Source organism: Cystobacter fuscus DSM 2262 (assembly GCF_000335475.2).
Lineage (GTDB): Bacteria > Myxococcota > Myxococcia > Myxococcales > Myxococcaceae > Cystobacter > Cystobacter fuscus.
On record NZ_ANAH02000006.1, the window covers coordinates 291,602 to 305,082 of the forward strand.

At 66.2% G+C, this 13,481-nt stretch carries 9 protein-coding genes; 5 read left to right on the forward strand and 4 right to left on the reverse strand.

All coding sequences use genetic code 11. The features are described 5' to 3' along the window. Window positions 1–219: 219 nt before the first annotated feature. From D187_RS11550 to D187_RS11560, 3 genes are all read left to right on the forward strand, one after another. Window positions 220–2,637 carry a GH25 family lysozyme gene (locus D187_RS11550; protein WP_245591681.1) on the forward strand — a complete coding sequence of 806 codons (2,418 nt, stop codon included), beginning with the start codon at window positions 220–222 and terminating at the stop codon, window positions 2,635–2,637. Between the two features lie 195 nt (window positions 2,638–2,832). Continuing rightward, window positions 2,833–5,418 (forward strand): AMP-binding protein, encoded by a 2,586-nt coding sequence (locus D187_RS11555; protein ID WP_002626858.1) that lies wholly within the window; start codon window positions 2,833–2,835, stop codon window positions 5,416–5,418. Beyond that, a complete protein-coding gene (locus D187_RS11560; RefSeq protein ID WP_002626857.1) occupies window positions 5,415–6,323 on the forward strand; it encodes an alpha/beta fold hydrolase in 909 nt (302 codons plus the stop codon). Before D187_RS11555 ends, D187_RS11560 begins: the two co-directional genes overlap by 4 nt. On the opposite strand, the gene D187_RS11565 is transcribed toward D187_RS11560, so the two are convergent. Both D187_RS11565 and D187_RS11570 read right to left on the reverse strand, forming a co-directional pair. Beyond that, on the reverse strand, window positions 6,301–6,549 hold the full coding sequence (locus tag D187_RS11565; protein WP_002626856.1) for an acyl carrier protein: 249 nt from the start codon (window positions 6,547–6,549) through the stop codon (window positions 6,301–6,303). The two genes, D187_RS11560 and D187_RS11565, sit on opposite strands and share 23 nt — an antisense overlap. Continuing rightward, on the reverse strand, window positions 6,542–8,302 hold the full coding sequence (locus tag D187_RS11570) for a fatty acyl-AMP ligase (RefSeq protein ID WP_162159636.1): 1,761 nt from the start codon (window positions 8,300–8,302) through the stop codon (window positions 6,542–6,544). The genes D187_RS11565 and D187_RS11570 overlap by 8 nt, the downstream gene beginning before the upstream one ends. Window positions 8,303–8,540: 238 nt before the next feature. Between D187_RS11570 and D187_RS11575 the strand changes: the two genes are divergently transcribed. Further along, window positions 8,541–9,314, forward strand: coding sequence for an acyl-ACP desaturase (locus D187_RS11575; protein ID WP_211241499.1), 774 nt, complete (start codon window positions 8,541–8,543; stop codon window positions 9,312–9,314). Here D187_RS11575 and D187_RS11580 read toward each other — a convergent pair. Then, a complete protein-coding gene (locus D187_RS11580; protein WP_081713656.1) occupies window positions 9,307–11,136 on the reverse strand; it encodes an acyl-CoA dehydrogenase family protein in 1,830 nt (609 codons plus the stop codon). The genes D187_RS11575 and D187_RS11580 overlap by 8 nt on opposite strands. A gap of 217 nt (window positions 11,137–11,353) precedes the next feature. On the opposite strand from D187_RS11580, the gene D187_RS11585 reads away from it, so the two are divergent. Continuing rightward, window positions 11,354–12,241 carry an alpha/beta hydrolase family protein gene (locus tag D187_RS11585; protein ID WP_002626852.1) on the forward strand — a complete coding sequence of 296 codons (888 nt, stop codon included), beginning with the start codon at window positions 11,354–11,356 and terminating at the stop codon, window positions 12,239–12,241. Window positions 12,242–12,329: 88 nt separating this feature from the next. Here the strand turns inward: D187_RS11585 and D187_RS11590 are convergent, their stop codons facing one another. Then, window positions 12,330–13,307, reverse strand: a complete 978-nt coding sequence (locus D187_RS11590; protein ID WP_043429324.1) for a hypothetical protein — start codon at window positions 13,305–13,307, stop codon at window positions 12,330–12,332. Between the last annotated feature and the right edge of the window lie 174 nt (window positions 13,308–13,481).

Here is a 13,481-nt window from a genome sequence, read left to right on the forward strand (position 1 = left end):
GTCGTGGTGCCGCAAACGAGTCCTTTGACACCTTCCCTGGGGCCCTCCCTGGGTCTGGGACTGTTCTTCACATCACGCTCTTTGCCACAGGCCCCACACGCCGGTTAAGCTGGGCTTATCTTATTTTCTCAGATAACGAGGAGACGTATGAACAGCAGGTCCACGACAAAAAGTTTCTTACGGAGTCTCACCTCGAACACCGTGACGCTGGTGTTGGGCATGTTCGCGCTGACTGGCTGTGGCGGAATGGGCCAGGAGAACTCCGAGGGCCAGGACTCCACCGCACTGTCCGCCGCACAGTCCACGCCCCTGGCCGTGCCGTCCAATGTGCAGACCTTCTATGCGGAAGGACAGTGGCGGAATCGCTTCGGGGTCACCGGCCCCTACTACGGCCCCCTGGGCCACCGCGGGCTCGACATCGCCGCCAGTGCCGGTCAAGCGATTCCCGCGCTGCGCTCTGGCACCGTCCGCCGCATCCAATACTCCTCCATCGTGGGACACACCATCGCGGTGGAGTCCGCGCCAGGCGACTTCTCCGGGTACGACCACGTCATCCGGACCCGAGTCTCCGTGGGAGATTTCGTCCAGCAGGGTGACATCATCGCCTATGCGGCGGGCGCCGGGGATGATCATGGGTCGGCGTGGTCCGGACCTCACCTCCACCTGACCCGGGGCTCCACGGATCGCTGCGCGTTTGGCGAGAATGTCAGCGATCCCGCCCCCCTCATCCGCAACGTGCTCGGCACCGGAAGCGGCGGCGGTACAGGCTCCGGTGGAGGTTCCGGGGGAATCCAGATCAGCGTCGAGGAGGGAAAGATTCTCCAGCGCGTCGCCCAGCGGGGTGGCTACACGGGCGCGGTGGACGGCGTCCCCGGGACCAACACGTGGAAGGGCGTCCAGACCGTCATCAGCACTCAGGGCTTCTACTCCGGCCCCATCGACGGCGTCCCGGGTGAGAACACCTGGAAGGGAGTCCAGAAGCTCGCACAGCTCGGAGGGTACACGGGTCCCGTGGATGGCTTCCCGGGACAGTATACCTACGCGGGCCTCAACACCTGGCTGTCCCAATCCCCGGGAACACCTCCACCCACGGGGATGAGCGGTGTCTACGGAATCGATGTCGGCACCACCCAGCGAGATCTCGACTTCAACGCCATCCGCGCCGCCGGCTACCAGTTCGCCATCGTCAAGGCAGGGGGCTCCAATGTCTCACCCATCTACGTCGCGCCGTACTATGCCCAGCAGGTCGCCCGGGCTCGCGCGGCCGGGTTGCTCGTGGGGCATTATTGGATGGCGGGCTCGACCAATCCCGCGGCGGACGCCCAGTACTTCGTGGACCACCTGTATGACCATCGTCCCGGCGATCTCCTGGTGCTCGACAACGAGGCGATCGACAACGGTATCTTCTGGAACGACTCCCTGACCGCGACCTTCATGCAAGCGGTCAAGACCCGTCTGGGGAAGGCACCGTTCCTGTACACCTACTCGAGCCTGCTCACGTCCAACACCTGGACCCAGACCCGGGCCGTTGGCTCCAAGCTGTGGATCGCCCATTACACGGGCACTCCTGGCAACCCGAACATCGGGTCGGCCTTTCCCTCCTGGGAGATTCATCAATACACCTCGTCTGGCAACCAGAATGGAATTCCTCTCGACTTGAACGTCGCCAGGTTGTCCGCCTTCGCCGGACTGAGCCAGCCGCCGGATGGCGCGACGCCTCCCCCGCCGACGGCCATTCCCGGGGGTGGCTCTTCTGGCGGAGGCGCCCCCGTCATCACCGTCGAACAGGGGACCATTCTGCAGAATCTGGCACGTCGAGGTGGCTATACGGGGGTCATCGACGGCGTCCCGGGTGTCAATACCTGGATGGGCGTGCAGCGGGTCCTTCGCGAGCTGGGGTATTATGACGGGCCTGTCGACGGCGTCCCGGGCATCAACACCTACAAGGGCTTGCAACTGCTTGCCCAGGACGGTGGCTACACGGGTCCCATCGATGGCATCCCCGGGCCCAACACGTACAACGGGCTCCAGGCGTACTTGAGCGGGTCCTCCGGCGGAGTGCCTCCCGTCAGCAACACGCAGGGGGTGACGCTGCAGCGGATCGCTCGAGCGGGCGGGTACACCGGTGCCGTGGACGGCATCCCCGGCACGAACACGTGGAAGGGAGTCCAGCAGGTCCTCGGCGGCTACGGCTACTCGGGGCCCGTGGATGGCGTCATGGGCACCAACTCCTGGAAGGCGGTTCAGCGCTTCGCCGCGAATGGGGGCTACACGGGCCCCATCGACGGAGTCATGGGCACCAACTCCTGGAAGGGCGTGCAGACCGTCCTGAGGGGCTTTGGCTACACGGGCCCCATCGATGGCGTCATGGGAACCCAATCGTACGCGGCGCTCCAGCGGGTCGCGCGTCTGGGCGGGTACATGGGCCCCAGCGATGGCGCCCTGGGGGTGAACTCGTGGAGGGGCCTCCAGACCTTCTTGAGCGGCGCCGGGTATACGGGGCCCGCCGATGGGGTACCGGGAACCAACACCTACAAGGTGCTTCAATCCCTGGCGAGCCGAGGCGGCTACGCGGGTCCGATTGACGGCATCCCCGGAGCCAATACGTACGCGGGCCTGGCGAACCTCCTGGACTGAAACAAGCGCGCGCGACGGGAGGCTCCGATGAAGGGTGCGGCTTTCAACGAAACAGTCCGCGACATCCCAGACCAGGGGCTCCCGAAGCACTCGATTTCTCATCAGTCGCCAGCCTATCCGTCGAGGAATCGACGCGGCCCGGGAGGTGTACAACAGGCGGCCACCCCAATCGGGTAACATCCGCGCGCGTCAAACATGACCGAGCGCTCGACAAACCACATCGCGGCGGAGATGCGCAGGCGGGCGCAGGAGAACCCGGCTCAACCGGCGTTCGTCATCCAGGGCCCGCACTCGCGCACGGTCGTGACGTACGGCGCGTTCGTCGAGCGCGTCGCACGCGCCACGGCGTTCCTGGCCGAGCGCGGCCTGAAGCGCGGAGAGCGCTGCGCGCTGATTGGCACCAACCATCCGGATTGGTGCGCGGCCTGGTACGCCATCGTCGGCCTCGGCGCCGTCGCGGTGACGCTGGATCCCCAGTTGTCCCCGGCGGCGCTGGGCGCGCTCATGAAGGACGCTGGCGCCCGCTTCGTCATCGTCGACGCGAAGGCCCAAGCGCAAAGCGCCGTGTGGACGCAGCTCGAGCAGGTGTTCAGCCTCAACGAGCAAGCGAATGGCGTGTTTTCCAGCGACGCCGCCGCACCCGAGGAGCTCGTCGGTGGCGGCGACGAGCTGGCCGGGCTGCTCTACACGTCAGGCACCACGTCCGAGCCGAAGGGCGTCATGCTGACGCACGCGAATTTGATCGCGGCGGTGAACGGAATCATCCTCGCCTTGCGCGCCAACCGCGACGACGTGATCCTGTCGGTCCTCCCCTTCTTTCACATCCTCGCGCAGATCGGCGGAATGCTCGCTCCGCTCACCGTCGGCGCGACGGTGGTGCTCCTCCCCGAGATCGAAGTCACGCGTATCACCGGCGCGCTGCGCGACGGTGGCATCACGATCTTCTTCTGCGTTCCGCAATTCTATCACCTGTTCCTGCGCCGCGTGCGCGCGCAGGTCGATGAGTCGCCCCGGTTGCGACGCATGTTTCCACGCCTGTTGCGCTGGAACCGCCACGCCCGCACCATCGGTCTCAACGCGGGAAAGGTCCTGTTCAAGAAGGTCCACGCCACGTTCGGACCGAAGATCCGCGCGCTGATCTCCGGCGGCGCGGCCCTGGATCCGGAAGCCGCGCGCACGTTCTACGCCCTGGGTATCGACGTCCTGCAGGTCTACGGTCTCACCGAGACCACCGGCGCGATCGGGATTGGTCGGCCGGGCGAGACGGTCGTCGGCACGGTCGGCCGCGCGGTGCCCGGCGCCGAGTTCCGCATCGACGTTCCGGACGGGAGAGGGAGCCCTCGAGCACCCGGCGAGGTGTTCGTCCGCGGTGCGATGGTGATGCCGGGCTATTACAACCGCCCGGGCGAGGCGAAGATCGAAGACGGTTGGTTCCACACCGGCGACCTCGGGTACCTCGACCCGGACGGCTATCTCTATGTCCTTGGTCGCGCCGGAGACACCATCGTCCTTCCCAGCGGCAAGAAGATCCAGCCGAGCGAACTCGAGACGCACTTCGCGCGCTCGAAGCTCATCGCCGAGGTCGGCGTCACGCTCGCTCCCGGCGGCACGGGGAGCGACCCGCGGCTCCATCTCGTCGTCGTCCCCGACCTCGAGGCCATCCGCGCCGCTGGCACCGGCAACGTCGAGCAGGTGCTCCACGAGGAGGTCGCGCGCCTGTCCGCCACGCTGCCGTCGTACAAGCGCGTCGCCGGCGTCACCATTACCCGAGAGCCCCTGCCACGCACCACCACGCGCAAGCTCAAACGCGCCGCGCTCCAGGAATGGGTCAAAGCGTCCCAGGCCGCCGAGCGCGTCGGGTCGAAGCCGGTGTGGCATGACGCCGACCGCGTGTGGGCCGAGGTCCCCGCGCACGCGCGCGCGATCGAACTCATTGCCGCGCGCGCGAGCCGCCCGCGCGAGGAGATCCACCCGGATCTGCATCTCGACCTCGATCTCGGCCTTGATTCACTGGCGCGCCTGTCGCTGTTGTCGGATCTGGACGTCAACGCCGCGGGCGAGGTGCTGGCGACGGTGCAATCCGTGCGCGAGTTCGTCGAGGCCACGGCCCATGGCGCGCCCGCACCGGCCGCGCCCGCCACCTCCCCCCCGCCGCCACGAAGCCTGGCGCTGACCCTGCTCGCGTTCGTGCTCCTGCGCGGCTTGCGTGGCCTGGAGTGGCTGCTCCTGGGCGTGCGCGTCAAGGGCGCCGAGCATCTGCGTCCGTCGGGAGCGGCGCTGATCTGCTCGAATCACCAATCGTTCCTCGACGTGTTCGTGATCCTGTCCGTCCTTCCGTGGTCGGTCTTTCGCCGAACCAGCATGGTGGGAAAACCGAAATACTTCGGCGGGCCCCTGCTGCCGCTGGCGCGTCGGATCGGCGTGATGCCGATCGACGCCAGCCGCAACCTCCCCACGGCCATCGAGGAGAGCGTGGCACGGCTCGAGGGTGGCGCGGTGCTGGTCGTGTTCCCCGAAGGGACGCGCTCCTGGGACGGCACCCTCTTACCGTTCCGTCACGGCGCGGCGGTGATCGCGCGGCGCGCGCGGGTGCCCATCATCCCCGTGGCGATCGACGGTGCCCACCGCGTCATGCCGCGCGACAAGTTCTTTCCCCGCCTTCACCGCGTCACCCTCCGCGCCGGCGCGGCGCTCCTCGACGATCCATCCGCCGACGTCCACGCACACACCGACACGCTTCGCGCGCGGATCGCCGCGCTGCTGCAAGGGGATCCCCCATGACCGAGCTGCCCGCCTGGATTCTTCGACAGTTGCCCGACGGCGTCGAGCATCGCCAGATCCCCGTCGCGGGCCACTCCCTCCACGTCATGGAGTTTGGCCAGGGGCAGCCTGTCCTCATGCTCCACGGCAATCCCACCTGGGGCTTTCTCTACCGCAAGGTCATGGCCGCCCTCCGCGGACAGCCGGTGCGCTGCATCGTGCCCGACCTCGTCGGCCTCGGCCTCTCCGACAAGCCGCGCGACCTTGGCGTGCACACCCTCGAGAACCACGCCGCATGGATCGGCGGACTGATCGACGCGCTCGGCCTCGACGACATGATCTTCGTCGGCCAGGACTGGGGCGGGCCCATCGGAATGCTCGCGCTCGCCGAGCGGCTCGAGCGCGTGTCGGGCATGGTCATCCTGAACACCGTCCTCGGGCCACCGCGCCCCGGGTTCCGTCCGACGCTGTTCCATCGCTCGAGCCAGCTTCCCGTGCTCAGCGACGTGCTGTTCCGCGGCCTGCAATTCCCGCAGCTCGCGCTCTGGGCCGCGCAGAGAGACCGGAGCAGCATTCGCGGCGAGGTCGCCCGCGCCTACCGTTGGCCGCTGCGGCGCCTCCAGGACCGCGCCGCGCCCCTCGCCCTCGCGCGCATGGTGCCGGACTCCCAGGAGCATCGCTCCATCGCGCCGCTTCGGCGCTGCCAGCAAGCCGTCGAGTCGTTCAAGGGCCCCATGCGCATCGTCTGGGGGGTGCGTGATCCGGTGCTTGGACGCGTCATCGGGTGGCTCGAGCGACTCCTGCCGCGCGCGGAGGTCAAGCGCACCCAGGCCGGACACTTCCTCCAGGAGGAGGTGCCCGAAGACATCGCCAGCGCCATCACCTCGCTGGTCCGCGGTGGGGCTAGCGCCCGCTCTTCAGGATGAGCGAGGTCAGATCCTTCACCGTCTCGATGCGGCCCAGGTCCTCGTCCTGAAACACGAAGCCGAGCTTGTCCTCGAGGAACGTGATCATCCGCAGGGTGTCGACCGAGTCGATGCGGAGGCTCTCGAAGCGCGTGTCGATGCCCACGGACTCGAACTCGGCGGCGAATTCCGGCCGCACCTTGTTCAGCGCGGCCTTCACCAGGTCGATGATCTCTCGTTCACTCATGTCTGTGCTCTTCCTCGTTCATGTTCTTGGGCCAAAGCGAAAACCTGGCGCGCGCCCACCAGGAGCGGGTCACCTGCAGCCCCAGGCGTAACCGCGCCCCCATGGAGCCGGAGGTGCGCGACCCTTCCCGCCCGAGCTTGCCTTCCAGGTACTGCCGACGAGCCTTGGCGCGCTGGAGTTTGCCCGACGAGGTCTTGGGAATCGCCCCGGGCGGCAGACAGACCACGTCCGCCGGTGGAACGCCGATCACCCGCTTCACCGTCGCGGAGACCTCGGCCTTGAGCGCCTCCACGTTGTCGCCGCGCGTCTCCAACATCACCACCACGCCCTCGCTGTCCTCGACGCGAACCGCGACCGCGATGGTCGTGCCAACGCGCACGCCCGGCAGCTTGTTGACCTCCCATTCGATCGTCTGCGGACTGATGTTGCGGCCGCGGATGATGATGAGATCCTTCGCGCGCCCCACCACGTAGAGTTCACCGTCCACGAGATAGCCGAGATCGCCGGTCCGCAGCCATCCGTCAGCGTCGATGAGCGACTCGGCACCACCCTCCTGATACCCCTCCATCACCGACGGGCCGCGGAACAGGACCTCCCCGCGCACGCCGTCCGCGCACGTCGCCCCCTTCTCGTCGACGACGCGCAGCTCGTGCCCGGGGATGACCTTGCCGCAGCCAATGTGGTGCTCGACTTCTCCACCGTCGGCGGGCAGGGACACACCGTCGTCGCGGAAGCGCCCGGCATCGAGCGTGCGCACCTTCATCGGCTCGGTCGACTTCTTCATGCTGATCGCCAGCATCGATTCCGCCAGACCGTACGCGGGAAGGAGCACGTCGGGGCGCAGCCCGGTGCGCGCGAACTTGTCGGTGAAGCGCTTCAGGGTGTCGTAATGCAGCGGCTCCGCGCCAACGCCGAGGGCGCGAACGTGCCCCAGCGACCACCGCTCGAGATCCTCGTCCTTGGCGACGCGCGTCAGCCACCCGTACGCGAAGTTCGGGGCGAAGGAGACGGTCGCCTTCCGGCGGTGGATCGTCTCCATCCAGCACTCCGGACGCTTGAGGAAGCGCAGCGTGGGGATGAACGTCACATCGACCTGCCAGTAGATCGGCCCGAGCACGAAGCCAATCAATCCCATGTCGTGCTGGAGCGGAAGCCAGCTCACACCGGTGTCGACCCCGGGCTGCATGGAAAGCGCCGCGCCCATGAAGCCATGGATGTTGGCGATGAGCGTGCGGTGGGTCGCCCTCACCCCTTTTGGCGTCCCCGTCGAGCCCGACGTGTACTGCAGAAACACCAGGTCCTCCGGTGCCACCAACACCTCGCGCAGCGCCGACGCGTCCGCCACGAGGGACGACGTCTCCACCACGCGCGCGAGGCTCGGCACGCGCTCGACGAAGGCCCAGAAGATGCTGGCCAGCCCGGCGCTCACCGCGAGCACCGTCGTGCCCGATGACGAAAGGATCGCCGCCGCCTGCCGCGTGTAGCTTTCGAGGTTGCCGAGGTGCACCGGCGGATAGAGCGGCACCGGGACGATGCCGACGCGCAACGCGCCGAGGAACGTCGCGATGAAGTCCTCGGGATCGATGACCACCATTCCCAGGCGATCTCCCTTCTTCATCCCCAGCGCCTGCAGCGCCGCGCCCCGTCGGCGGCTCTCGGCGTGAAGCGCGGGAAACGCGACGAAACGCTCCTCACCCCGCTCGTTCTGGAACGTGAATCCGCGCGTCGCCGGAGCCTCGTCCAACCTGATCAAGGCTTCGTGCAGGGTGCGACTTTCGTGTACGCCCTCGACCCGCACGAGGAGACCATGACTTTGTTTCATTACTCCCCCGGCAGGCCATACCCCTCGGTGAGAAGGATCATCGTTGGATTATGAAAGGAGTTCTAAATCCAATGGCGTGCGCTGCGCAACTGCAATAAATACTCCCCGTGAACAGGGGGCCGTCATGAGTGGATCAGCCAGATTCCGGGAAGAAGTCTACAGGATGTACATGAGCTTCTTCGAGACCGCCGAGAAGAAGCGGCGCTGGAGCGTGCACGACGACATCCCGTGGGATCAGTTGGATCCGTCGGCCTACGACGAGGGGCGCGCGATGAACGCCGAGACGTTCTGCGGCGTCGAACTCTACCTCCCCGATTATCTCGGCCAGGGCGTCAACCTCGTGCGCGAGAACTTCGGCCGGGCGTGGTTCCAGGCGAACTGGGGCTACGAGGAATCCAAGCATGGCCTCGCGTTGCGGATGTATCTCCTCAAGAGCGGACTGCGCACCGAGGAGCAGCTGCGCGGCCTCGAGGACGCCATCGCGGCCCGGCCCTGGCGCCTTCCCTGGGACACGCCCCGCCGGATGACCTGCTACGGCGCCATCCAGGAGGCGAGCACGCTGCTCGCCTACGCACGCCAGCTCGAGGACGCGCAGGCCGGCAAGGACGAGGTGCTCGCGACCATCTATCGCCTCATCGCGCGCGACGAGGCGGCGCACCAGCAGTTCTACCGCGCCGTCCTCAAGCTCGAACTCGAGGAGCACCGCCACGAGACGCTGGAGGATCTCGCCCTGGTGTCCGTCGGCTTCCGCATGCCGGCGATCGATCTCCTCCCCGACTCGGAGCGGCGTGTCGAGACGCTGCGCATGCACAACAGCTTCAATCGCTGGGGCTTCTTCCTGAAGGTCTGGATGCCGCTCCTCAAACTCCTGGGCGTGTCGCGCCAGGAGTTCGCGGAGTATCAACGGCGAGCCATCGATCAGACGCGCGACGAGGCTAGCTGAACTTCCCCGGCAGGTCGGCCATCAGATCCGCCGCCGGGAGCAGCACCTCCGGAATCCCGAAGGAATCCACCAACAGATCGAGCTTCGGTGCCAGTCGCTGCGAGTACTCGAGCACCGTGCGCTCGACGAAGAGAGCGGAGAGCTCGAGCGAGCCGTCGGAGACATCCCGGTACCAGCCGAGGTTCGCCGACAACGTTGACCACCCGTACAGCTCGCACAGCTCCGTCAGGATGTCCTTCGCCGGGCCCGGCGCGCAGGCGCCAATGACGCGCAGGAACTGCTTGTGCGTCTCGCGAATCGCGTACGCGCGGCCGAGTTCGATCGCGAATGTCAGGATCTCGTTCCAGGCGTCGCCGCGATTCATTCCCTCGCCCATGTGCTTCATGAACTCGCCGCGCGTGTAGTCGAGCAGCTGGGAGAACCGCGCCGCGAACAACTCCTGATGCTTCACGCAGGTGACCGAGCAGGCGGAGGCATCGGGCTCGGCGGCCTCCTTGAACGGACCTTTGCCCCCGGCGAAGTCCTCGAGCAGGATCCGCCCCGCGTACTGGAACAGCACCACGTTGTCACCGGCCGCGTGCGCGAAGCCGTGCATGTCGAGCTGCGCCCGGGCGATCTTGTTGATGTGCCGGAACGAGTGCACACCGCAACACTCGCGCGCGTTCTGGATGACCCGTGTCGCCGTCTCGTACGAATAGGCCTTGAACGACGCACAGAGGGGTTGGAGCGGCGTGGGCAGCGGCTCGGGCATCGTGACATCCGCCTCGAGGTGGAGTCGCTCGAGCATGAACGCGATCGCATACGTCTCGGCGACGCCGGGCATCAGTCGCCGCTTGTGGCTGCTGTATTCGATGATGGGGCGTTCCGGGCCACCGCGGGGTCCGAACTGGCGCCGCTCCTTGCCATAACGCGCCGCCACGGCGAGGGCGATCTTCATGCCCGCCACCGCGAAGGGAACGAGCCGCTCGATCATCAGCGGGGAGATCTGCGCGCGGAAGAGATCACCCGGCGAATCGAACGACGTCACATACTTCCCTTCCGCCGTCACGTCCGCGAAACGGTTGAGCAGGTTCTCGCGCGGGATGCGCACCTGCTCGAACATCGCCCCGCCGATTCCGACGCCGTTCAAGCCGATCAGCCAATCGACGTCGCTGATCTTCACGCCCGGCAGCGGGCGTCCCTCTTCGTCCCGCACCGGCACCAGGAACGAGTGGATTCCCTTGCATTCCCCGTCGGGCATGTAGAGCTGCGCCATGACCGTGACGACCCGCGCGTTCCAGGCGAGCAACGCGATCGCCCACTTCGCGTCGCGCCAGCTCGGCGTGTTGATGATGAACTCGCCGCGCTCGGCATCGTACGTCGCGGTGGTGCCGAGACCCGCGAGGTTGCTGCCGTGTCCGACCTCGGTCATGCAGAAGCAACCCGGGAGCCTGAAGTCATCGGCGACGTCGACCAGGGAGCGATGCCGCTCGGTGCCGAGGAAGACCAGGCTCCCACCGAAGATGAGGAAGTGCCCGAACAACGTGGCCGCGACGCTTCCGTCGATCCAACACGAATGCTCGCAGAACTTCATGTACTCGGATGGCTTCTGGTTCAACTCGGCCAGGGACAGCAGGTCCGCCTGGAGAAGCTTGCGCACCATGAAGTGCGTCTTCTCGCGAAACCCATCGAGGCCCTCGTTCTGGAACGACAGTGACGGCTCCCAATGCTCCTCGAAATACCTGCGCAGCTTCCAGGCATACTCGGGGCGAGTGCTGTTCAGGATGCGGTAGAGTTGATCCTCGATCGAGGGCTCGGAAGCAAAAAGGGGCTGCATAGTCATTATGGGGCCTCGCTGTGTCGACTATCGAGAACACGGTAATCCGCGCCAAGAGCGGTAAGCAATCTTTGTTCATCACGGAACGTCCTTCGCGGTTGTTCCTCGCGGGTCAACCCGCTATCTTCGGGACCATCACTCACGAGGGGGGAGCATGCAGTGTGAACAGCCTCTGGCATGAGCTGGAAGTTCGGCCACGCTGGGACTCGTGAAGGAGACAACCATGGACACTCCGACGCAGAAGTCGACGAACATCCGCGAACACGACATCACCTTCAACGCGACGGACGGCTTCCCGCTCTCCGGGCGGCTCCTGGTTCCGGAGCGGCCGACCGCGGCGGTCCTCTTCTCCCCGGCGACCGGGTTGCCCAAGGAGTTCTACCTCCATTTCATGCGCCATGGCGCCGAGCGCGGCGCGGCGTGCCTCGTCTATGACTACCGCGGCGTCGCCGCCTCGGCGCCCAAGGACCTGCGCGCCTTCAAGATGGATACCCCGGATTGGGGACGGCTCGACATGACCGCCGCGCTCGATCGCTTGATCGAAGCCGCGCCGGGCGTTCCCGTGATTCACGTCGCGCACAGCGTCGGTGGGCACATCACGGGGTTCATGCCCAACCATCAGAAGATCACCCGGCAGGTCTTCATCGGCGTCGGATTCGGGACCTGGTGGAAGCACCGCTTCCCGAAGCAGCAACTGACGGATCTCTTCTTCTGGTGGATTTATGGGCCGCTTCAACTGGCGACCAAGGGCTTCATTCCCTCGGGCGGGCTCTGGGGCGGTTCGACCCTGCCCGCCGGCGCGTTCAAGACCTGGCGGCGCTGGTCGCACAAGGCGGACTACTTCCGCGGCGAGCTCGGCGAGCGATTGAAGCCACACTACTTCAATGAAATCGCGACGCCGATTCTCTCGTACGTGTTCACGGATGATCCCCTGACGACCCCCGAGACCGCTCGCGGATTCCTCGAGTTCATGCCCAAGGCGCAAAAAGACGTGCGCGTGCGTCGCCCGGCAGACCTTGGTGTCAAGGCACTGCGGCATCAGGATGTCTTTCGGCGAAGCAACTCGGCGGCGTGGCCCGAGCTGTGGCGAGCGGTGCTGGAAGGCGCTTGAGAACGACTCCACGGCGCAGGGGGACATCACCGCGACTCCCGACGTCCAAGCGGTGAGGCCCCCCTCGCGGGGATTCAGCTCGGAGGGCTCAAAGCCCCAGCCAGCACGACTCGAGGATCATCTGCCCCGGGATGCGTTTGGTCGAGCCCTTGGTCTCGACGGTCAACTCCGCGTCGGTCACCAGCGTGTGATAGATTTGCCTCGTCGTCGCTGACGGGAACGACACGAGCGGCGCGTTGCGCTTCGGGTCCGCCGTCACCGACAACTGGAGGCCGTTGTACGCGAAGCGCATCTCGCCGCCGCTATAGACTTTGTGGTGCGGCCCCTCTCCCGCCGTCGTGCGGTTCTTGAAGCCCAGGCTCCTGTCGAAGAGATTGAAGCCGCTGAACACCGGCTGCTGCTCCTCCTTCTGCACGTACAGGAACACCCCCGGCGACCCGAACACGTTCCATTCGGGATGGAGGAAATGACACCAGAACCAGCCCTTCCGGCTGAGACGTTCCGGCGCGTCATCGAAACGTCCCTGCTCGTGATAGGCGTGACCGTCAATGGCGATTCGATCCCCACCCCAGGTCAGCTCACCGCTGGCCTTGCCGCGCGGGACCTGCGAGACGTAGCTGAACGCCTCGCCGCTCAGTGCCCCGCCGAGCAGCGCGGCGCGGCCCACCCCGGGCAACGACCCCGTCGGAAACGCCGAGAACGGGCTCGACACCGCGCGGACGTCGAGTTGACCCTTCACCTCCTCCAGATCGAACACGAAGCGATACGTCACCGGGTTGGTGTCCTCGCGAACGATGGTCACGCCGGGCACCTCGAGGCGCAGCCCATCTTTCGAGACGCGCATGCGCGACGAATCCAGTGTTCTGGTCACCGACCGTGACTTGCGGTCCTTGCCGTCCACCATCGCCACGAACACCAGTGCGTCGTCGAGATTCGCATTGGCCACGTCCGGCCACCACTTCTTCGGCACGAACGCCACGAGCAGCACGCTCCCATCGCTCATCACGAGGTCCACGTACCACCATTGCATCTTCGCCTTGTTCTCGAGGAAGTTCTTCTGCTCCAACTTCCTGAGCGCCCCACCCGCTTGAATGCGCCGGTAATCAATCAGCATGTGCTCAGTCTACACCAAAACCGCCCGCAATGTTTTGTCAATCACTCCAGATTTGAGTTTCGCACTTTTGGCGGCGTGCAAGCCGATGCCTTCGCGGAGCCGGGCAGGAGGAGGTTCTGTCGACCC